The sequence below is a fragment of the Chitinophaga sp. LS1 genome, assembly GCF_034274695.1.
Taxonomy (GTDB): domain Bacteria; phylum Bacteroidota; class Bacteroidia; order Chitinophagales; family Chitinophagaceae; genus Chitinophaga.
In genome coordinates, this window is record NZ_CP128362.1 from 5,355,863 (window position 1) to 5,377,939 (window position 22,077).

The window sequence follows — 22,077 nt, forward strand, 5'->3', positions numbered from 1 at the left end:
GTATTAAAAATAAAATTGAATGGCTAGATTTCCGTATGTCCTATCCTTGCCGGGTTTCATGGCTCCATCCAGGATCAGTGCACTTTCTTTGATTGCCTCCGTATATGCTATGGTACCTTTCAGACCTGCGTAAAATCCTTTGAAATGTTTGGTGTATTGTAAGGAGAAACGGCCACCGGCAGTAGTGGCAGCATTGTAATAGTAATTGTATTGTATCACCTGGTGGGTGAAATAGCTAACGTTAATGGAGGTGGTGTAAATAGATGGATGAATGGACTCAGTGTAGTGTAGGGCCAGATCGGCACCCCAGCGATCTTTGTTTTTGTTGGCATGGTTCCAGCCAATATTGGGTTGGATAGTATAATGTTCGTAGCTGACGTGATTGCCAGTCACACCATCCAGACGTTCTTCTGAATTATTATTCAGCTGTAGTCCATAATTGAAAATACGACCTGTATATACCGCACGGAAGGTATAATCCTTTGAACGGTACTGGTAGTTGTTCGCTTTGTAGTTGATTTGGTAATCGCCGCCCTTTTGTGTGTTGTAATCAAACTTCGCTGCCCACTTATTTTTAGACCACAGTGCATGTAGTTCTGTTTTTGTTATATTGTAATACGCGAGTGTATCAAACCCTGCACTGGAAGGGTAGTAATAGAATTGTTTTTCTTTGATGCGTTTTGCGGTCAGGGCAAATGTACCGAATACTTTATCCTTGTATAGTATTGATACACCACCGCCACTTCTGCGGAAGCGGGTGGTGTAATTACGATCCGACAATTTTGGATTGGGCTCTGAGTAGCCATTGATCATGTAGTTGACGTAATTCGCATATACAGTGCTTTCGCTATAAGTCGTATTTTTATATGAAATGTTGACTACTTCTGCCCCATAGCCATAGTAACCATCTATCGTTGCTATTAGCTTTTGTCGCCATGCATACCCGGTACCTGCATTCATATTGAACTGGTAATCCCTGATACTTCCTCTGGGATCATTCACAGAAAAGTGATTGCCGATGCGGTAATCAATACTGGCTACTACCGGCATATGCTCATTGAAGAAACGTCTCTGTCCACCTGCACGGGCTGTATAAATCACTCTGTGATAACTCAGATTGGCTGGTGATCCGAAATAGTAAGGGGTAGAAGTATTGTTCCTGCTCTGATGCGCAAAATGTGTACTGTCCTCAGACGTACGTTGGTAGTCAAATGAACCCCATAGATCAGTTTTGCCAATCACAGTTTTACCTTCCGTATTAAAGCGGAAGGTCTTATCATTTGTGGCATCCTGTGCTGCCATGAACTTACCTGCAATCACGCCGTAATCCAGCCGGGCCGTATTATAAGCCGAGGGCATAAGCAGATGAATAAAGGAAGGAGTGAGCTTCCCTGCCTGATATAACAAATGCCTGGTGGAATCTGCTGCCAATTGCATAGCAGGAATTTCCTGTTGTCCCTGGGCAAGGACAACAGGAAGATAACCTACAGATATAATAAACAGAATTATTTTTTTCATTATTTAAATCCTCTTGGATTAGCAACGTCGAAGTAATCGAAATCTTCAGTAGAGTTATTGGTATCTTTTAAGATAATTCTTCCATTTACTGTTTTCAGTGTTTTACGGATCACTGACTGTGAGGAGTAAGAACCCAGTGGTGCGAATGTATAACCTGCATCAAAGGAAGCACCCAGTTTTTTAGGCACACGGTCTTCTGCTGTATTTGGCTGTATTTCTACGGCATCGATCACATACTTGTTTGGAATCTGGTAATACTTTGTAGCGGTAGATGATGGTGTGCTGATGGTAGGGAAGTTGTACTGAGGCCAATTCTTCACTACCTGTGAGCCATCCACTTTGAAAATTACATACGCATCACGACCGTTATTATCCAGGATCCAGTCACTACCGAAATACTGTAATACTTCCACATTTGGTACACTGATATTGTCTACGTCAGATGACAGTGCGCTGCTGAGGAAAGGGGCATAGTAGGTTTCGAAATCAGCACCGCTTAGATCTACTGTCAGGGAAGGATCTTTTACTGTGATGGTAGTACCATTGGAGCCAGTCCATGGTTCTTTGTGGTTCATCGCTGTTTGTGCGATCACGATGCTTTCACCTGGTTGTACGGGATATGTAGTACCATTGCCAGGTATCATGAGTAGGGTACGGGTGTATACGTAATCGCTATTAGGATTAATGTCTGTAGGCATATTTACAGAATATGTCCAGTCCATCTGACCATTTGCAAGTGTATAGTAAGTGGTGTTGGTGAATGATTGTCTGCCAAACACCTGACCAATGTACATACTGTCAGCATATAATACCTGGTCACTATTGTTATAAATTTCGAAGAACTGATCGCGGTACAGCGCACCATTGGTACGGTGAGAACCGGCATAATAAATTTGTTTGATCACCCATTGACCGGTGGTACCAGCTACGAGTGTCATATTCAGCGTTACATCATTGCCCACAGCGATCGCCGTATTTTTTTCAGCAGCATTGAAGGTGATATCACTGCTGATATAAGTACCGGTGATCTGGTAGTAAGTGGTATCATCGATGGTAATGCTGGCATCAATATCATAAGTACCTGCAGGAATACCTGTGAAGCGTGCAATACCTGAGTCATTGGAAGTTGTGCTCAGCATACTGTTGGTACCGGTGTTTGTAATTTTTACACTCACCCCTTTTATTGGCAGTTCATATCCACTTGAATCGAGGTCATATGCAAGGTTTACGACGAGGTTCACAGGAGTTATGCCAGTAGAAACTGCTTCTTCCTTCTTACAGGAATAAATTGTAGCTATAGTGATCAGCAGGAGTAAGTAAGAGATCTTTTTCATTATCTTTAAATTTTTACAGATAGTTCTGCTCCGAATGTAGGAGCGGTGTTGGGAAATACGTATGAGTTCGAACTGGTTTGATACCAGGGTTGATAATTGAATACATTGTAAACGTTGAAGGCAAACTTGAACCGCTGGCGGATTTCCTTACCCACGCTCATGTGGAAGTTCATGATAGGGTTGGGAGCGCTGTTGGTGTTTGTTTCAGAAGTGGGCATATACAGGTAGCCATACCTTGGATCGTTTTTATCGAATTTTGTGATCGCCACATAGTCGTATCCGATAGTGCGGTAGGCAATGGGGATGCCATTGCTTTCTGCAGTTTTGGTTTTGCTGATAATGGTACATTCAGCTGTGAACTGCACGATCAGACTGATCTTCGGAATATGGGTGACAGATGTAACACGCCCATTGCTGAAAGTCGTAGTACTGTTGGTAGCAGGATACAACCCCATTAGTGCGTAGTCAGATTGAGTGGTAGTTACATCTGAAGGTCTTGTTTTCCAAGTACTGGTCGTAGTTCTATAGTTCGTACTGTTAATACCGCCGCTGATGGTAAAGGAAGTAGCGATGGCCTTTACCTTTGGTGTACTTACGATCAGTTCTATCCCCCGGCTGGTAGATGCCAGAATGTTCTGGAAACTGTATCTGTTCAGCTGGTATTTTTTCATGCTATCTATTGTCACAATTGGTTTGGCGCCTTCCACATAGGTAGCAGTGTAAGCTGGAAGGCTGATCACTTCATAGTTACCGGTGGCAGTGATGCCATTTTTGTTCCATTTGGAATACAGATTGGCGGTGACGTTGAAACCATCTTTTCTGTATTGACCAGATAGCTCCAGTGTTTGGCTTTGTGATGGCTTCAGGTTTTTATTCGTCTGATCATAACGATCCACATAGATCAGGGAATAGCTTTCTGCTTCTTTACCATTATAAGCATTCAATAAAGGGATTTCCTGGAAAGACGGTCCGGGATAGCGTTGTGCCAGTGCCGGCGATTTAAAGGCAATACCATATGCCAGACCAACACGCAGGGTTTTGTTTACTTCATAGTTTGTATTGATACGGGGTGACCCTGTCACTTTCCCATTCTGTATATCCACTCTGCCACCTGCTCTTACGTGCAGATTGCGATCAGACACCCGCATTTTAAATACATCTTCTGCATAAAAGCCGAAGTCCTGCTGGGGTACGATGCGGCTATAATCGTAATAACGCTCACCCATTCCTGGTGTCTGACTGCCACTGGTACTTACATATGCCAGTAGCTGCGGTTTTTCGCCATCTGCCAGTTGCCCCAGGCCTTTGTTCCGGCCATAGTTATAGTTACCCCCGATAGTGAGGAAATGACTGATTGTACCGGTTCTGAATTCATTGCTCATATCCAGGCCGGCAGTCGCTGTAACGGGGCGGCCATCGATGATGTTGGTGCCCCTATAGATGCCGGGTGCATACGATCCTTCATGAATACCGGTAGTGGTAGCTGTCGTATATAGAATATAAGCCTTGTTCACATCGTATTCCTTGTAGGAATACTGGTGCCCTTCACTATATCGGAGATTCAGGGTGATGTTTTTTACAAAGCTGCCATTTACACGATAGTTGGCTTTGTTGGAGATGGAGAAGTTCCAGCTGTCAAAACGTACTTTGGCAGATGATTCATCGTCCGGATCCTTTTTAATCCCATCCAGGTTGCGTCCGTAATCTACGATGGTCGTACTTTTCAGGCGTTTATTTTTGCCATAAAAATTTGTCCATATTACATTGCTGGTCATTCGCTCGTATGCCTTCAGTTTCTCACGATTATCAAAGGTGGAATTGACATAACTAAAGCTGGCATTCATAATACCTGCTTTCGGTGAAAGGCGGAAGCCTTTTGAAAAGCTGGCGCTGGTAGCCTGGTCACGTATTTGTGTACGGAAGTATCCTTTGGAGATCCCCGCCTGTCTTTCAATCACCACTGCACCATCGGTGAGGTCGCCATATCTGGCAGATGCTACCCCGGAGATGACTTCAATACTTTCTATATTATCTGGTGGAATCTGGCGCAGATCCGTACCGCCATAGGTATAATCACCGGTATAAGTCGTAGTGCCAGAACCACTCAAACCCCAGCTGTTGCCAGATGTGATAAAGGATGAAATGCCTACTCCATACGACCCGGGATTACGGGTCTGCATGTTCATGTTATTCGTAATGTTGTTACCATCCATGATGATGGCAACACCAAATGCATTGTTCAGTTCATAGGCACCCTTTCCGTAAGTGGTGGTTTCAAAGTTGGCCCGCAGTTGTATGTTCTGCACATTCTGCAGGGAAGGTGCCTGCATGGTTCTGTTTGGGATTTGGTTCAGCAGATCGTTCAGGCTTAATGCAGGAGTTTGTTCAATCATCTCTCTCGTGATCATTAACGAAGAGTTGGAGCTTCCTTCAAAGGTGCGGTTCGCTGTTACCTCAATATTTTTTAACCGGAGACTCACTTCTTTCATGAAAACAATGGGAAGTATAGTGTCTGTAGCCAGCTGTTCTATCTTGCGCATTTGTTGCTGGTAGCCTACATAAGAAATTTCAAGGGTAAAGGTGCTTATACCGGAGAGGAGCATGGTAAAGTTACCATAGTTGTCAGTCGTAAAGTATTGGTTCAGTTCTTTGATACGTACACTGGCGGCAGGTAGTGCGATGCCATCTTCGGTGAGTACGCGACCGGATACTACATTCCTGCTGGTAGCCGCCACTGGTGCAGGTGGCGGCGGTATGATCCTCTTTTGTGCAGGTGTGGCTGATTTGTATATCACGAGGCGATTGCCCTGCAGGCGAAAGGCCAGACCCGTACCTTTGAGCAGTGTGCTCGCAATGCTTTCGATTGACTGTTTGTCAAACGATCGTACAGGCACTGCGATGTCGTCTGCATCTGTGGGATTGAATGCGATATTCACGCCCGATTGTGCTGAGAGTGCCAGCAGCGCATGATCCAGCTTCCAGCCGTTCTCTGTGCGGAAGGTGATTGTTTGCGCATGGCAGACCGCTGTAATGAGCAGCAGGCAGGCTATTTTAATTACATCCTTTACCATCTAAAATAATTTCGTCCTGTTGGATATTGTATGTGATTCCGTATATCAGATTGAGGTTGTCCAGAATGTCGTGAAGGTTATCACCCGTCGTAAAACTCACGGTGACACGGCATTTCAGGATACCATTGTTTTTAGTATTGAAACGTACGTGATATTGTTCCTGCAGTGACGCTAACAGCTGACTAAGCGTTACATTGTTCAGGGTAAATTTCTGCTCCATCCAGCTGGTGTTTTCAGCGGGAATCAGCGTAGCCCGTTTCGTAGTTTTGTTTACAGACATGCCTTCTCCCTGTTGTAAAAGCTGATCTTTTACTTTTACAACACCACTTGTTACACTTACCTTTTCATCGCGCTGTGCTTTGTAACTACGCACCTGGAAACTGGTGCCGATATCGGCTACTTCCAATCCTGTAGCAGTGGTAACGGTGAATGGATTGTTTACGTCGTGCTGAACTTCGCAGAAAATTTCACCTTCTTTGAGAATGACTTTTCTACCTGCATACTGAATAGTAGTTTTTGCATTCATCCAGATAACAGTACTGTCAGGCAGGGTCAGTTTTTTAACACTGTCCGCAGTGCTGAGAGTGATCATGGAGTCTGGCTGTAGTAGCATATAACTAATAACTGCTACGAACAAAACAGCTGCTGCAATGCTAGCACGCCTGATGATGCGATAGATACGTGCAGGTTTATCAATTTGTCTGCGCAGCGCGTCGGTAGCAAGATTTAACTCTTCGCTGGCGCCCCAGTTATAAATACCGAGTACAATTTCTTTGGCCTGGGCTACAATCTCAGGATGTACATTGCTGATCGTATTCCAATGATGGATAGTCGCTTCGTCTGCTTTGCCAAGGCAGTATTGAATGAAGCTGTCGTCTAGCAGTAATGTTTCTATGTTTAATGGCTGATTCATACTATATAGAGCAGGGAGAATTTTGTTTTTACCCTCATGTTTTTGAGGGAGAAAGAATTTTGTAGCGGGAAACGCCGTGCCATAAGGTGTTTCAGGGGCAATGATCAATTTGGGAAAACTTTAACAGATACATTTTTCCCGAATCCGTAAACGATCCTTTTTTGAATGGGGTAGCTTTGCGGCTTTAATTGCCAACACATGGGAGCCAGGGGAACAGCAGAAATCCGGGCGTTATGGACGGCATTTGTAAATAATCGTAGCGAACAGGATTTTTACGCATTGTACCGTCAGTTTTTCCCTTATTTGTTATCGATAGGATTGAAAATTACGGCTGACAGGGATCTGGTCAAAGATGTATTGAACCAGCAATTCCTGCAGTTGTGGCAGCAGCGCGAAACGTTGCAGGATATTGAATATCCGCTCACTTATGTGACGACGAGTTTCAGGCGGAAATTATTGAAGGAAGAAGGCGCGAATTCGATTGTACAGGAACTGACAGACGAACATTTACAGCTATACACTGAACAATCTCCGGAACAGGCGTCCCTGCATCGGGAAGCTGATATTTTGCTACAACAGAGGATTACAAATGCTATTCAACGTCTTTCGGAGAGAAAACAATTATTGATCCGGTTGAAATATTTTGAAGGATTGTCTTATGCGGAGATAGCGCTGAAAACAGGGCTAGCGGAGCGGACGATTTATAATAAGGTGCATGAAGCGATCAAGGAATTGAGGAAGGAATTGAATTAACTTAGATTGACTTAATTATCCTAAACTAACCAAAACTAAAAAGCTTTTGCCAAAGGCAAAAGCTTTTTAGTTTTGGTTAACGAATCATTCATCACGGCCGAAGGCCGTAAAATCTATTTTAATGCGTCGAATAATATTTCGATTGGATGAAGGGCTTTCTTCCCCGTTCCATCCTTCACCTGATGCCTGCAACTTGTACCCGGCGCCGCTATCAGCGTATCATCCGCCGCACTCCTTACAGCTGGAAATAAAACGAGTTCACCTATCTGCATAGATAAATCATAATGTTCCTCCTCATACCCAAACGACCCCGCCATACCACAACAGCCAGAAGGAATTACCTCCACTGAATACTGTGCCGGCAGTGATAACATATTCTTACTAAACAATGCGGAAGACAACGCCTTTTGCTGACAATGCCCATGCAGTTTTATTTGTTTTTTCTCATCAGTAAACTGTGAAGCTTTAATATTCCCTTTCTCCGCTTCTTTATTCAAAAACTCATCAATCAGAAATACATTTTTCGCCAACGCTTTCGCTGAAGATCTCAATTCCTCCCGCACCAGATCAGGATACTCATCTCTAAAACTTAAAATAGCCGAAGGCTCCACACCCAACAATGGCACATTATCATTTATCACCTCACTAAAGATCCGTACATTCTGCTCTGCAAATACCCTTGCTTTACGCAGCAACCCTTTAGACAACCATGCACGTGCACTTTCCGGATGCTCAATCATCACCACATCATATCCCAGGCGATACAACAACTGCACTGCTTTGATACCAATATGTGTATCATTGAAGTTCGTAAACTCATCACAGAACAAATACACCTTCCTGGTGGCCACTGGCAATCCTGCCTTTATACCCGGCCACTCTTTCTTAAACCAGCGACGGAGGGTAATAGATTGTAACCCCGGCAATGAACGATCTTTCGCAAAACCAGAAGTTTTCTTAATAATATTCCCGGTTACCTTCGTACTGATCATCCAGTTGTAAATGCCCGGTACATACTGTGCCAACCCATTCAGGCGGTTATAATTACTGATCAGCTTTGCTCTAAACGGCACCCCATTCGCATCATAATAATGCTGCAGGAATTCCATTTTCAGTTTCGCCATATCTACATTTGAAGGACATTCAGACTTACAGCCTTTACAAGCCAGACAAAGGTCCAGTACTTCTTTGATCTCTTTATGATCGAAACGGTTTTCTTTATTGGAATGCGTCAGGAACTCACGCAGGATATTCGCCCTTGCACGGGTGGTATCCTTTTCATTGCGCGTAGCCATATAGCTTGGACACATGGTCCCACCACTCAGTTGCGTCTTACGGCAATCGCCGGAACCGTTACACTGCTCTGCGTGTTGCAGAATGGTCTGTTCCGGGAAGTGAAAGACAGTCTGAATAGGCGGTGTTTTTTGCCCTGGTGTATAACGCAACATGCTGTTCATACTCGGCGTATCTACAATCTTATTCGGATTGAAGATGTTCTCCGGATCCCACGTATACTTTACATCTCTGAGCAGCTCATAGTTTTTATCCCCGATCATCTGGCGGATGAACTCACCACGCAAGCGACCATCACCGTGCTCACCACTCAGTGAACCTTTGTATTTCTTTACAAGTGTCGCAATCTCTTCAGCAATTTTACGGAAGAGGGCGTTCCCTTCTTCTGTTTTCAGATTGATGATTGGACGAAGGTGGATCTCACCGCTACCCGCATGTGCATAGTGCACACAGTAGAGATTATTGGCTTTTAAGACCTCGTTAAAGTCGCGGATATAGTCAGGCAGGTCGTAGATGTCGATAGCAGTATCTTCGATCACTGGCACCGCTTTTTCATCACCCGGCAGGTTACTAAGCAAACCAAGACCTGCTTTGCGCAGTGTCCAGATCTTCTTGGAATCAGCACCAAACAGGAGGGGGAAGTGGTAGCCCAGCCCCGCGGCTTTCAGTTCCGCAGTGAGGCGGTCTGAGATCTCTGTGATTTCCTCCCGGGTATCGCGCAGGAATTCCACCACGAGTATCGCGCCGGGATCGCCCTGTACAAAGAAGCGGTTCTTGCTTTGTTCAATATTGTCTTTTGTACACTCGAGTATGTAGTGGTCGATCAGTTCACTGGCGCTGGGTTTATATTGCATGGCAATAATATTCGCACGCAGTGATTCGTCTACGTTATTAAAGTGTACGCAGAGCAGACCTGTCTCTTTTGGAGGCAGGGGCGATACGTTGATTTTAATTTCAGTGAGGAACGCGAGGGTCCCTTCGGAACCGGCAATGAGTTTACAGAAGTTAAAGTCTTCTTTACCGGCAGTGAAGGGTGCAGTTTCCAGCAACATGTCTACAGCATAACCAGTATTTCTGCGCAGGATGCTTGGCTTTGGAAATTCGCGGCGTATTTCTTCCTGGTTGGAGTGGTTACCAAGCAGGGTACGCATTTGTTTATAAACAGCGGTTTCCAGGCTGCCATCGTTCTTTTCACAACGGGCATGAAACTCTTCGGCAGAGATGCTGTTGAACGTCACGTCCGATCCATCGCTGAGAATAGCCTTTACTTCCAGCAGGTGTTCGCGGGTACTGCCATACACAACGGAGTTGGAACCGCAGGAGTTATTGCCCACCATCCCGCCGATCATGGCGCGGTTAGCGGTCGATGTTTCCGGACCGAAGTAGAAGCCGTATGGTTTCAGGAATAGATTGAGTTCATCGCGGATCACGCCGGGCTGAACTCGTACCCAATGTTCTTCTGTATTGATTTCGAGGATTTTGGTGAAGGTGCGCGACACGTCTACTATGATACCGTTTCCGACTACCTGTCCTGCCAGCGAGGTACCTGCCGTTCGCGGAATCAGCGACGTCTTGTTTGCCCTCGCAAATCGGATCAGTGTTTTGATGTCTTCTTCATTGGCTGGAATAGCTACTGCCAATGGCATTTCTCTGTATGCTGAAGCATCTGTGGCGTACAGGGTACGCATGGTGTCATCAGTGTATAACGTTCCGGTAAATTGTCCGGCAAGCTCCCTAAGCTTTTCGCGCATATTAATCTTCCCTTTTCAGAAGGCAAAAGTAAGGTTTAGATTGCTGGAATGCAAATGAGGGATTTTGTTAGATTTTATCTAATTTTTATAAAATTTATTGCAAACTTTTTACAGGGTTGACCATCGCCGCCCTGATAGATTGATAACTCACAGTCAGGAGTGCAATCCCGCAGGCCAGGATCCCTGCGCCCACAAAGATCTCCCAGCTGATCTGGATCCTGTAATCAAAATGTGTGAGCCAGTTACGCATCAGTAAATAGGTAAATGGTGATGCAATTATACCCGCCAGTAATACCAGCCATATAAAGTCTTTGGATAGCAATAGCCAGAGCTGTGGCAGACTGGCGCCTAGTACCTTCCTGATACTGATTTCCTTGGTCCTGCGTTCTGCCATGAACATAGCAAGGCCAAAGAGTCCCAAACCCGAAATCAAAATGGCCAACAGGGCAAAGGCGGCTGCTATACGGCCTACCTGATTTTCCATTTCGAATTTATGGGCGAAATCCTGGTCGGTAAAGCTATAAATGAAGGGGAGGTCTGTATTGTATTTTTCAAAAACAGGCTGAATGGTGTTGAGAGTGTTGGATAAGTCCACCCCCCTTTTCAGGCGCAGCAAAATATTGTTCGCATCATCTCTTTCAAAGAGAATCGCCAGCGGATAGGCAGTCTGATATGGATTGTACAATACAAGATCCTTTACAATACCAATGATGGTGAGTGTGCGGGAACCAGATTGTATCGTCTTTCCAATAGGATCTGTGTACCCGATGGTCTTCAGCGCAGTTTCATTTAAGACCACGGCATTGGAATCTGCCGGCCGGCTGGCTTCAAAAGAACGGCCCTGCAGCAGCTGCATACCCGTTACCTGCTCATAATCCCAATCGCCCATGATCACATCCATTCCAATTTCTGCTTTGGGGTCTTTGCCACTCCATGTGAAATCACTCCACTTGTTATAATTAACCGTCATAGGTTGTGAAGCTCTGGTGACAGCCTCCAGTTTCCCGGTACTTAACAGTTCCTGCTTCAGTGCCGGAAAATTCTTATTTAATGCATCACTGGTGGCCACTGATAAAAGATTATCAGGATTATATCCCAAAGATCGTGTTTGTGCATGCCTGATCTGCTGAAATACAATACCCGTACAAATGATAAGGGAAATACTAATGGCAAACTGGAACACGACTAAGACACGACGTAGCGTTACCGGGTTACGGCCTGTATGCACCGGGCCTTTCAATACCTTCACGGGAATAAAACCAGAAAGGTACCAGGCAGGATAACTACCGGCGAGTAACCCTGTGGCAATACAGATACCTAATGCCATCCACACATGCTGATATGTCAACTGTACATGAGATATACCTACTTGGCCAAGGAAGGGTTGTATGAGCATAATGAAGATGATGGCAAAGATAAATGCAATCAATGCCGTCATCACAGATTCTGTGAGGAACTGTCCGACCAGTTGTGTACGTCCGGAACCGATTGCTTTACGGATACCTACTTCTTTGGCGCGCTTTTCAGACCTTGCCGTACTCAGATTCATAAAATTGATACACGCAATCAGTAGCACAAATATGCCAATGATGGTAAAGAGATGTACATAGGTCATTCTGCCACCGCTTTCTTTCCAATCTCTGAATTCATTGTGCAGGTGCATGTGTGTTAAGGGCTGTATGTCCAGGAACTGGTTATTATGTTCCGGATCATGCAGGTGCACTAACCCACTTATTTTTTTGGAGAAATCCGCCATATTTACACCGGGATGGAGCTCTACTGCATTCCATGCAAAGTTGAATCCCCAGTTGGACCGTGCATTTCTGACGAATTCATACTTCTTTTCCATCAATGAAAAAGGCACGAGAAAATCAAACTGGAATGTTGAATTCGAAGGCACATCAGCCATCACACCGGTCACCTGCAATTCTTCATTGTCTACTTTTACAAATTGGCCCAATGCAGATGCATTTCCAAAATAGGCATGCGCCTGTGACTTCGTCAGAATAATACTGTTCACATCATTCAAAGCTGTATTGATATTGCCTTCAATCAACGGGAAGGAAAACATATGGAGAAAAGCCGGATCAACAAAGAGGCAATTCTTTAAATACTTATTGGTACCATGCACCAGGCTCATTTGCGAAGACTGACTAATCCTCGTAGCTCGCTTTATTTCGGGATAATCATGCTGCATGATATCGTAGATAGGAACGGGCGTGCTGTACTGGGAACCTTTTACATCATTGAATAGGGTGTGTTTCACGAATACCCCTATCCGCTGCCCATTCGCATGAAACTGATCAAAACTCTTTTCATACTGTACCCACATTCCGATAAGGAGGGCGAATGCCATACCCAAAGAAAGCCCTGTAATATTAATAGCAGAAAGCGTCTTGTGCTGTTTAAGGTTGCGCCAGGCAACCCGGCAATAATTCCAGATCATGAAAAAATCAGTCCTACAATGATACCAGTTTGTAAATGATTGTAAATGAATAACTTTCTGTTTTGTAGACTGTTCACTTTTAGCAACTTGTGTCCGGTTGCGAACACTTTGGCTGGCATGGTTTCTGAACGCTCTTAATAAAGAATTTTTAACCCAAAAAATTGTGAGTTATGGAAATTAGAGACAGATCAATCGGTAGTCACGGTTTAGAACAGGGGGGACCCAACCTCGGTAACGATTATAGCCGTGATATAACAAGAGAAGTGACTTCAGGTGATACTGAAAAGATAATACTGCCTAAAAAAAGCAAACATAAAAAAGAACAAAACAAAGGCGATAAAAATCCAAAGCAGCGATAAGATGAGGGCTGCTTAAGCGGGTGAGGCTGTTAAAAAGCATAAGCTTTTTAACAGCCTTCTTATTTAAAATAACGATTGTTGTTTTGGTTGGAATACAGGTTTCGGCATACTGATCCCACACACTTCCTTCATTTTATCTATGAAATAAACAGTCGCATCAATATAACTCAGTTCATCCCCCATATGCATAAAGAAATACAATTCCATTAATCCATTCTTTATCCATTGATCGATTCTGTACACCCAGTCATCCATCCTTTTATAATCCGTCGGGTGTAAACTATTCCCCACGAAGCGGACCATAGACCCCGGGGTGGGCAATTGCATATGCACACAATCCCTTCTACCTGCTGTATCAGTGATCACCGCACCTATTTTTAGTGTTCTTAATGTATCAAAGAGCTCTTTGGTAGTGGCAGGGTTATTAAACCAATCCGGATGTCTGAGTTCTACATACCACTGCAGATCCGTCGGCAGACTTTGCAGATATTTATAAAGGTTATCCCTCCGGGTCGGGCTATAGTTCTCTCCCAATTGCAAAAAGATAGGCCCCAGGTTTTCTTCCAGTGCAAGGATACCTTCAAGGAAGGCGGTCGTCTGATCCTGCGCATTTACAAGATTACTATAGTGACTGATGGACTGCGGCACTTTAGGGCAGAATTTAAAATCCGTCCTGTTTACCCGTTCCTTCCATTTGCCGATTGTATAAGCATCATAGATCTTATAATGAGTAGCATTGAACTCAATACAATTGAAATGATGGGGGTATTGCTCAATATAATTGGCTTCTTTGGTACCCTTGGGGTAAAGGTGGCCAACCCATTCCTTCATTCCCCATCGCGGGCATCCAATATAAATTGCCACATTTGCCGCCGGCTTACCTGGTAATACCAGTTGGTTGTCAGCAGGATCAGGGAGAGTAAAGTCTATATTGCTTAATAATGAATCATTAACGCGACCAAATTGCATAAAACTAATTGGAAATTAATAGCCTTCGAAGATAAGATTTTTCACTATAATCGCTTTTTCAGCATTCCGTGGTTGCCACGCCACAGATCGTGGCGATGAAATTGCCTTATGGTAAAAAATCATTATGAATTGAAAGGCTTTCTACAAGCTCAATAGAAGCGGGTTTGATGGCAGCAGGCTGTACCAGTGGCGGCTATACAAATAATAGAAAGAAAGTTTGGATATTCCTTTGCAATATCCTTTTTCCAAGCTAATTTGATTGCATACAAGCCCTTTATTTATTAACTGACAAGCATGGAAATTTTACACGTTAGCGCGGAATGTTATCCGGTAGCGAAAGTTGGAGGATTAGCCGATGTAGTAGGAGCACTACCAAAGTATCAACACCAGTTAGGGTGTGTTGCCAAGGTAGTGATGCCCGCTTATAAATCCCGCTTTTTTGAACAAAACGAATTTGAGCTCGTGCACCAGGGAGGAACCTGGGTAGGGTTCAACTGGTACCATGTCAATGTATTCCGTGAAAAGAACAATGTATTGGGCTTTGACCTGTACCTGTTAGATATTCCGGGACTACTGGACAAGGAGGGCGTGTATGGTCACTGGAATGATCTGGAACGTTTTCTGGCATTCCAGATCGCAGTGCTGGACTGGCTGAATGAATGGCAGCATCATCCGGACGTCGTGCATTGTCACGATCATCATACTGGGTTTATTCCTTTTATGATGACACATGCTTACAAGTACGAAAGGCTGCGCAATATAGCCACAGTTCTCACCATTCACAATGCACAGTACCAGGGCCAGTTTGGCTGGGATCAGCTATACCGGTTACCGGGTTTTGACCTCTGGAAGGCAGGCCTGGTAGGATGGGAGGGCGCTGTGAACCCACTGGCGGCAGCCATCAAATGTGCATGGAGGGTTACCACCGTTTCACCAGGGTACCTCGAAGAAATGTATAACGGCGCGAATGGACTGGAAAGTCTGCTGCGAAGCGAGCGTCGCAAGTGCAAGGGTATCCTGAATGGTATTGACAACAAGATATGGGATCCTGCTACAGATCCGATGTTACCTGTCCACTATGATGATACTTCCTTCGTAAGCGGGAAGAAAGAAATAAAGCGCCAATTGTGTGAGGAGTTTGGATTTGACCCTGAATTACCCTTGTTCTCCTTCATTGGCCGCCTGGTAGGCGAAAAAGGCGCTGACCTGTTACCAGATATTATTGGTCGTTCACTATATGAGCAACAAAATCAACTCAACTTCCTTGTATTGGGTAGTGGAGAACCGCATACAGAGTGGCGTCTGCACCAGACAAAGAGTACGACTGGTCCAAACTTTAATGTACAATATGGTTATAACGAGGGCTTATCGCATCGGATCTATGCCGGTAGTGATTTCCTGTTAATGCCAAGCAGGGTAGAACCTTGTGGCCTGAACCAGTTATACGCACTGCGTTATGGCACAATGCCTATAGTACGTAGCACAGGTGGCCTTAAAGATACCGTGAAGGATTTTGGAGAACAGGGTGGTTTCGGTATCCGATTTATACAGGCAGAAGTTTGGGATGCCTGTCAGGCTGTGACCCGCGCTGTAGAGCTGTATCGTGATGCACAGGCACTGCAGGAGATCCAGGAATATATTATGCAGATCGATCACTCCTGGGACAGCGCCGCTGCAGAATATGTAAAATTATACGAATCAATAGTAATAAGACCTTAATTGGCACGGAACTTTCCACGTAAGTTTGTAAACGGGACTTTTCATATAGTTATCATTATTTCAACGAAACAAAAGAATAGAATATATGTCTAACGCAGTTATCTCCCTTATCTTAGGAGGCGGTTCAGGTACACGTCTTTATCCGCTCACCCGCAGGCGCTCGAAACCCGCTGTGCCCGTAGCCGGTAAATATAGGCTGGTGGATATTCCCATCTCCAATTGTTTGAATGCGGATATGAACCGCATCTTTGTGCTCACCCAGTTTAACTCCGCGTCACTGAATAAGCATATTAAGAATACATACCACTTTAGCCACTTCAGTAAAGCGTTCGTAGATATCCTGGCGGCAGAACAAACTCCCGATAACCCCACCTGGTACCAGGGTACAGCCGATGCGGTGCGTCAGTGCCTCCATCATATCGAGAACTATGAGTATGACTATGTGCTCATACTATCTGGCGACCAACTGTATCAGATGGATTTCAGGGAGATGCTGCAACATCATATAGAATCACAGGCAGAGGTGACGATCGGTACCATCCCGGTCACCGCTAAAGACGCTTCTGACTTCGGTATATTAAAAACTGATGATAAAGGAACAATTACCTCCTTTACCGAAAAACCGAAACAGGAAGTTCTGGCACCCTGGGCTTCGCCTGTAAGCGATGAGATGCATGCAGAAGGAAGAGAATACCTGGCAAGTATGGGTATCTACATCTTCAGCAGAACCACGCTCAATGAATTGTTGAAAGGGCAGGAGGCTGCCACCGATTTTGGCAAAGAGATCATTCCATACGCCATCAACGCGGATCTGAAAGTAATGAGCTATCAATACACCGGTTACTGGACGGATATTGGAAATATCAGCTCGTTCTGGGAAGCAAACCTGTCATTGACAGATGAGATCCCTCAGTTCAATTTATTTGATGAAGGCAAGATCATCTATTCCCGTGCGCGTATGCTGCCACCGGCAAAGATGAGTGGTACCTTCAACAAGACCATCATTTCAGACGGTACAATTATCTCAGATAGCACCCTGGAACGTTGTGTAGTGGGTATCCGTGCCCGTATTGGCCGTGGTTCAGTGATCACAAACAGCTACATTATGGGTAGCGATTTCTACCAAACCCTCGAAGACCTGGCCAGAGCCAAGGCCAAAGGCCATCCGCCAATGGGGATTGGAGATAACTGTGTGATCAATAATGCGATAATAGATAAGAATGTAAGCATTGGCAACAATGTAAAGATAAATGTAGGCGAGACATTGCCGGATGGTGAGCATGAGCAATATACCGTGAAGGATGGTATTGTGGTGATTAAGAATGGAATGGTATTGCCGGATGGATTTGTGATTTGATCGCATTGGGTTTGAGAGAATTGGTATTTATGGAATCCGGTTTTTGGATTTATGGAGCCGATGGCTAGTTTCAAAAAAAAATCGCTTTTACCGAAGGTAAAAGCGATTTTTTTGGTTTAGCGGCAAAAAAAACTGTTAAAATCGTTTTTAAAACTGACAAGTGGTTTTTATTTCCTTATCTTTGAAAAACCGCAACAGCAAAGACTTTCAGCCCAGGGGAATGTAAAAAAATAATTTCTATTAACAGCGTTAAATACTGTTAAAATATCTCCTTCTTTTATCGGGTCTTACCGCCCGTTCATCTCATTTTTTTGCCTAATCACCGACAGATATTCCATATTCGCCGACATAACACATTCCTCCTTCTCCCGAAATCTACATTTGTTTTTTAGGTACTCAACAAAAAATCAATTTGATGGTCTTGCTGGATCAAAGGGCAATACATATAACAGGCCTCTGTTGTCTGCTGTTATTATCAGTCGCCTGCCATGAAAAAAAGAATAAGGAGGATGCTAAATCTCAGGGAAACCAACCTACCATTGTAGATGTCATTATCGCCGACACCCGTAGTGTAAGCAATAACATCGAGGCAAACGGTACAATCGTTCCTAACGAATACGCCGAACTCCATCCCGAAATTAGTGGCAGGATCACTTTCCTCAATGTTCCCGAAGGCGCCATCGTCGAAAAAGGCACCCTCATTGCCCGCATCAACGATGCCGACCTACAGGCACAACTGGAAAAATCCAAAGTTCTCCTGGATCTCTACGAAAAAACAGAACAACGCGACCGCAAACTCCTGGACATTAACGGTATCAACCAGGCCGACTACGACCTGGCCTTGAACAATGTGAATGGCACCAAAGCCGATATGGCCTACACGCAGGCCCAGATAGACAAAGCCGCCGTCCGTGCCCCCTTTACCGGTACCATTGGCTTACGCCAGGTCAGCATCGGGGCATACGCCACACCAGCGACCCTGATCGCTACTATCCAGTCACCCGACAAAATGCGGATCGACTTCACATTACCTGAGAACTACGCGCACAACCTCAAAAAAGGTGGTGTGGTAGAAGTAGTGAGCGATGCGAACAATGGCACCCGCAAGCAAGCCATCATTATCGCTACCGAACCACAGGTGAGTCAGACGAGCCGCAACGTAAAAGTGCGCGCCCTGCTCTCCGACGGCAAAGGCCGCCCAGGCGCATTTGTAAAAGTATACTTCAATGCCGGTGCGGAATCCAAAGCCATCATGGTCCCTACCAATGCACTCATTCCAAATGATAAGAATAACCAGGTCATACTCGTCAAAGACGGCAAGGCCCACCTCACCACTGTGCAAACCGGCGTGCGGGAAGCCAATAATGTGGAAGTCACCAGCGGCATTGCTGTAGGTGATACCGTCGTGGTGACAGGTGTGCTCTTCGCCCGCCCTGATGCTCCTGTGAAAGTCAGACAAGTGAAGACACTGGAAAAACTCGTGGCTGCACAGCAATAATCACCCAACGGAATTCAACAAATGAATATTTCAGAACTATCATTGAAGCGGCCTGTCCTTGCGACAGTGATGAACCTCCTGATTATACTGTTTGGGGTGATTGGCTACTATTTCCTGGCAGTGAGAGACTATCCTGCCATCGATCCTCCTATTATTACAGTAACCACTTCTTATACAGGTGCGAACCCGGATATCATGGAAAGCCAGATTTCCGAACCCCTGGAAAAACAGATCAACGGTATTCCCGGTATCCGTACCATCTCCTCCAACAGCTCCCTGGGTAGCAGCGTGATCACAGTGGAATTCAACCTGGGTATCGACCTCGAAGCCGCTGCCAGTGACGTGCGTGACAAGGTGAGCCAGGCAACTAAAAGTCTGCCGCTGGACATCGATGCACCTCCGGTAGTCACCAAGTCCGATGCGAACAGTGACCCGATCCTGATCCTCGCCGTACAAAGCCGTACCAAGTCGCTCATGGAACTGAGTGACTATGTCGATAACGTACTGCAGCAACAATTACAGACCATCGACCAGGTAAGCTCTGTGAACATCTTTGGCGATAAAAGCTATGCGATGCGCATCTGGCTCAATGAAGCAAAGATGGATGCTTACAATGTGGCATATAATGATATCAGCACGGCCCTTAGCAATGAAAACGTGCAGTTACCCGCTGGTAAAGTATACGGTAACAACACCGAATTGACCATTAACGCCATTGGTCGTCTCACCACAGAAAAGGATTTCCGTGACCTCATTCTTCGCGAAGACAGTACAGGCATTGTACGTCTCAGTGATGTAGCCCGTGTAGAACTGGGTCCGCAGATAGAAGAACAGGGCTGGAAATACAATGGTGTAAATGCGGTAGGGTTGGCGATCATTCCACAACCGGGAGCGAACAACATCGCTATTGCCGATGAGTTCAAAAAACGTATGGAGTCGATCAAAGAATCCAACAAAGACGATATTGAATTCAGTGTGCTGGTAGATAATACCCGCAATATCAGACAGTCACTGGCCGAAGTAAAGGAAACTCTGATCATTGCATTTGCACTGGTGGTATTAGTGATCTTCTTCTTCTTTAGAAACTGGCTGATCGCCATCCGTCCATTAATAGATATTCCTATCTCCCTGATCGCCACCTTCTTTGTGGTGTATCTCGCGGGCTTTACCATTAATATATTAACGCTGTTGGGTATCGTACTGGCTACGGGCCTCGTGGTGGATGATGGTATTGTGGTTACGGAAAATATCTTCCGAAAACTGGAGCAGGGGATGAGCATTCGTGCGGCTGCGCTGGAAGGAAGTAAAGAGATATTCTTTGCAGTCATTTCAACATCATTGACACTGGCTGTGGTATTTATGCCGGTGATCTTCCTGCAGGGATTTGTGGGCAGGTTATTCCGTGAATTCGGGGTAGTACTGGCCACAGCGGTGTTAATCTCGGCCTTTGTATCCCTTACGATTACGCCGGTATTAAATGTGTACCTGAATAAGAAAGATGCTGGTCATGGCAAGTTCTATGAAAAAACAGAACCTTTCTTCCAGGGTATGGAAAGTGGCTACAAGCGCTGGCTGGAAGCATTTATGAAAGTGCGCTGGGTCGCAGTGGCCATCATTCTGGTGTGTGCAGGTATGATATGGTTGATCTTAGGTAGTATACAAAGTGAGATTGCACCACTGGAAGACAGAAGCAGTATCCGTATGACGGTGAGCTTACCTGAAGGTACGAGCTATAGTTATACCCAGGCAGTGAGTGATAAGATAGCGAATTACCTGTATGACTCAGTGCCGGAAAGAGCCTTCGTGTTTGCAAGAACACCTGCAGGTTCAGTGATCAATAGTTCTCAGCCACGTATTGGTCTGGTACCGCCGGAAGAGCGTGATCGTAGTCAGGCGGAGATTGCCAATGACCTGAACAAGAAGCTGAAGCGCTTTAATGATGCGCGTATCTTCACGATACAGGAGCAGACAATTGCGGTGGGTTCCGGTTCTAAGACCAGTTTACCAATACAGTTTATCCTGCAAAATCAGGATTTAGATAAACTTAAAAAGACGATTCCGTTATTCCTTGAAGAAGCACGTAAAGATCCAACCTTCGCTAACGTAGACGTAGATCTGAAATTTACAAAGCCTACATTGGAAGTAACGTTCGATCGTATGAAGATCAAGGATCTTGGCTTATCTACGAATGATGTGATCTCGGCTATGCAGGCTGCTTTCAGTGGTGGTCGGCTGGCGTATTTCATCATGAACGGCTACCAATATTACGTAATTGCACAGTTGGAAAGAACGGAGAGAAATGAACCTGCGGATATCAGTCATATTTATGTACGCAATGCGAGTGGAGATAAAATTCCATTGGATGCGGTAGTGAAAGTAGTGACCAGTACGAGTCCGGCTACGTTGTATCACTTCAACCGTTTCAAGAGTTCCACCATTTCAGCATCCCTGGCACCGGGTCATACTATTGGTGATGGTATCAAAGCCATGCAGGCGATAGCCGACAGGTTACTGGATCCAACCTTCCATACGGCATTGTCCGGTTCCAGCCGTGACTATGCAGAGAGTTCTTCCAATATCGTATTTGCCTTCCTGCTGGCGTTGGTATTGATCTACCTGGTACTCGCTGCACAGTTTGAAAGCTTTATCGATCCGTTCACCATCATGCTCACGGTGCCGCTGGCATTGGCAGGTGCGTTGTTGAGTCTGTGGGTATTTGGTCAGACATTGAATATCTTCTCCGAAATCGGTATGATCATGTTGATTGGACTGGTGACGAAGAATGGTATCCTGATCGTAGAGTTTACAAACCAGAAGCGTGAGATGGGTATGAGCAAACATGATGCGGTAGTAGAGGCAGCATCACAACGTCTGCGTCCGATCCTCATGACATCGCTGGCTACGGCACTCGGTGCATTGCCACTGGCCATGAGTCTGGGAGCTGCATCGACGAGTCGTGTACCATTGGGCATCGTGGTAGTGGGTGGTATTATGTTCTCACTGATCCTGACCCTGTTCGTGATTCCGGCAATATATACCTTTGTGAGTAGTAAGCACAAGGCACACATACCTGATGTGGCAGAATAAAACAAAATT

At 45.2% G+C, this 22,077-nt stretch carries 13 protein-coding genes; 6 read left to right on the forward strand and 7 right to left on the reverse strand.

What is annotated here, in order from left to right:
- Positions 1 to 3: 3 nt before the first annotated feature.
- The 4 genes from QQL36_RS22050 to QQL36_RS22065 are packed head-to-tail and all read right to left on the reverse strand — an operon-like array spanning position 4 to position 6,836.
- Positions 4 to 1,518, reverse strand: coding sequence for a DUF6850 family outer membrane beta-barrel protein (locus QQL36_RS22050; RefSeq protein ID WP_321566794.1), 1,515 nt, complete (start codon positions 1,516 to 1,518; stop codon positions 4 to 6).
- Entirely contained in the window at positions 1,518 to 2,852 is a 1,335-nt protein-coding gene (locus QQL36_RS22055; protein ID WP_321566795.1) for a DUF4876 domain-containing protein, read from the reverse strand. Before QQL36_RS22055 ends, QQL36_RS22050 begins: the two co-directional genes overlap by 1 nt.
- A 5-nt stretch (positions 2,853 to 2,857) precedes the next feature.
- Entirely contained in the window at positions 2,858 to 5,923 is a 3,066-nt protein-coding gene (locus tag QQL36_RS22060; protein ID WP_321566796.1) for a TonB-dependent receptor, read from the reverse strand.
- Positions 5,904 to 6,836, reverse strand: a complete 933-nt coding sequence (locus QQL36_RS22065; protein WP_321566797.1) for a FecR family protein — start codon at positions 6,834 to 6,836, stop codon at positions 5,904 to 5,906. Before QQL36_RS22065 ends, QQL36_RS22060 begins: the two co-directional genes overlap by 20 nt.
- A 198-nt stretch (positions 6,837 to 7,034) precedes the next feature.
- On the opposite strand from QQL36_RS22065, the gene QQL36_RS22070 reads away from it, so the two are divergent.
- Positions 7,035 to 7,589, forward strand: a complete 555-nt coding sequence (locus tag QQL36_RS22070) for an RNA polymerase sigma factor (protein ID WP_083726146.1) — start codon at positions 7,035 to 7,037, stop codon at positions 7,587 to 7,589.
- A 113-nt stretch (positions 7,590 to 7,702) separates the two neighbouring features.
- Here the strand turns inward: QQL36_RS22070 and QQL36_RS22075 are convergent, their stop codons facing one another.
- Both QQL36_RS22075 and QQL36_RS22080 read right to left on the reverse strand, forming a co-directional pair.
- Positions 7,703 to 10,633 carry an FAD-binding and (Fe-S)-binding domain-containing protein gene (locus tag QQL36_RS22075; RefSeq protein ID WP_321566798.1) on the reverse strand — a complete coding sequence of 977 codons (2,931 nt, stop codon included), beginning with the start codon at positions 10,631 to 10,633 and terminating at the stop codon, positions 7,703 to 7,705.
- A gap of 94 nt (positions 10,634 to 10,727) precedes the next feature.
- Positions 10,728 to 13,079: an ABC transporter permease gene (locus QQL36_RS22080; protein ID WP_321566799.1), complete on the reverse strand. Its 2,352-nt coding sequence runs from the start codon at positions 13,077 to 13,079 to the stop codon at positions 10,728 to 10,730.
- A gap of 170 nt (positions 13,080 to 13,249) precedes the next feature.
- Between QQL36_RS22080 and QQL36_RS22085 the strand changes: the two genes are divergently transcribed.
- Positions 13,250 to 13,438 carry a hypothetical protein gene (locus QQL36_RS22085; RefSeq protein WP_083726152.1) on the forward strand — a complete coding sequence of 63 codons (189 nt, stop codon included), beginning with the start codon at positions 13,250 to 13,252 and terminating at the stop codon, positions 13,436 to 13,438.
- A 63-nt stretch (positions 13,439 to 13,501) separates the two neighbouring features.
- Here the strand turns inward: QQL36_RS22085 and QQL36_RS22090 are convergent, their stop codons facing one another.
- Positions 13,502 to 14,407 carry a DUF72 domain-containing protein gene (locus tag QQL36_RS22090; RefSeq protein WP_321566800.1) on the reverse strand — a complete coding sequence of 302 codons (906 nt, stop codon included), beginning with the start codon at positions 14,405 to 14,407 and terminating at the stop codon, positions 13,502 to 13,504.
- 294 nt (positions 14,408 to 14,701) lie between these two features.
- Here QQL36_RS22090 and QQL36_RS22095 point away from each other — a divergent pair, with 294 nt between their 5' ends.
- From QQL36_RS22095 to QQL36_RS22110, 4 genes are all read left to right on the forward strand, one after another.
- Positions 14,702 to 16,126, forward strand: coding sequence for a glycogen synthase (locus QQL36_RS22095; RefSeq protein WP_083726156.1), 1,425 nt, complete (start codon positions 14,702 to 14,704; stop codon positions 16,124 to 16,126).
- Between the two features lie 85 nt (positions 16,127 to 16,211).
- Positions 16,212 to 17,483, forward strand: coding sequence for a glucose-1-phosphate adenylyltransferase (locus tag QQL36_RS22100; RefSeq protein ID WP_083726158.1), 1,272 nt, complete (start codon positions 16,212 to 16,214; stop codon positions 17,481 to 17,483).
- A 415-nt stretch (positions 17,484 to 17,898) separates the two neighbouring features.
- A complete protein-coding gene (locus QQL36_RS22105) occupies positions 17,899 to 18,981 on the forward strand; it encodes an efflux RND transporter periplasmic adaptor subunit (RefSeq protein ID WP_321566801.1) in 1,083 nt (360 codons plus the stop codon).
- A gap of 21 nt (positions 18,982 to 19,002) precedes the next feature.
- Positions 19,003 to 22,068: an efflux RND transporter permease subunit gene (locus QQL36_RS22110; RefSeq protein WP_321566802.1), complete on the forward strand. Its 3,066-nt coding sequence runs from the start codon at positions 19,003 to 19,005 to the stop codon at positions 22,066 to 22,068.
- The last annotated feature ends 9 nt before the right edge of the window (positions 22,069 to 22,077 follow it).

What these genes read in the sequence shown, in the direction of transcription:
- QQL36_RS22050 (WP_321566794.1), bottom strand. Translation starts at nt 1,518, where the DNA reads ATGAAAAAAATAATTCTGTTTATTATATCTGTAGGTTATCTTCCTGTT.
- QQL36_RS22055 (WP_321566795.1), bottom strand. Translation starts at nt 2,852, where the DNA reads ATGAAAAAGATCTCTTACTTACTCCTGCTGATCACTATAGCTACAATT.
- QQL36_RS22060 (WP_321566796.1), bottom strand. Translation starts at nt 5,923, where the DNA reads ATGGTAAAGGATGTAATTAAAATAGCCTGCCTGCTGCTCATTACAGCG.
- QQL36_RS22065 (WP_321566797.1), bottom strand. Translation starts at nt 6,836, where the DNA reads ATGAATCAGCCATTAAACATAGAAACATTACTGCTAGACGACAGCTTC.
- QQL36_RS22070 (WP_083726146.1), top strand. Translation starts at nt 7,035, where the DNA reads ATGGGAGCCAGGGGAACAGCAGAAATCCGGGCGTTATGGACGGCATTT.
- QQL36_RS22075 (WP_321566798.1), bottom strand. Translation starts at nt 10,633, where the DNA reads ATGCGCGAAAAGCTTAGGGAGCTTGCCGGACAATTTACCGGAACGTTA.
- QQL36_RS22080 (WP_321566799.1), bottom strand. Translation starts at nt 13,079, where the DNA reads ATGATCTGGAATTATTGCCGGGTTGCCTGGCGCAACCTTAAACAGCAC.
- QQL36_RS22085 (WP_083726152.1), top strand. Translation starts at nt 13,250, where the DNA reads ATGGAAATTAGAGACAGATCAATCGGTAGTCACGGTTTAGAACAGGGG.
- QQL36_RS22090 (WP_321566800.1), bottom strand. Translation starts at nt 14,407, where the DNA reads ATGCAATTTGGTCGCGTTAATGATTCATTATTAAGCAATATAGACTTT.
- QQL36_RS22095 (WP_083726156.1), top strand. Translation starts at nt 14,702, where the DNA reads ATGGAAATTTTACACGTTAGCGCGGAATGTTATCCGGTAGCGAAAGTT.
- QQL36_RS22100 (WP_083726158.1), top strand. Translation starts at nt 16,212, where the DNA reads ATGTCTAACGCAGTTATCTCCCTTATCTTAGGAGGCGGTTCAGGTACA.
- QQL36_RS22105 (WP_321566801.1), top strand. Translation starts at nt 17,899, where the DNA reads ATGGTCTTGCTGGATCAAAGGGCAATACATATAACAGGCCTCTGTTGT.
- QQL36_RS22110 (WP_321566802.1), top strand. Translation starts at nt 19,003, where the DNA reads ATGAATATTTCAGAACTATCATTGAAGCGGCCTGTCCTTGCGACAGTG.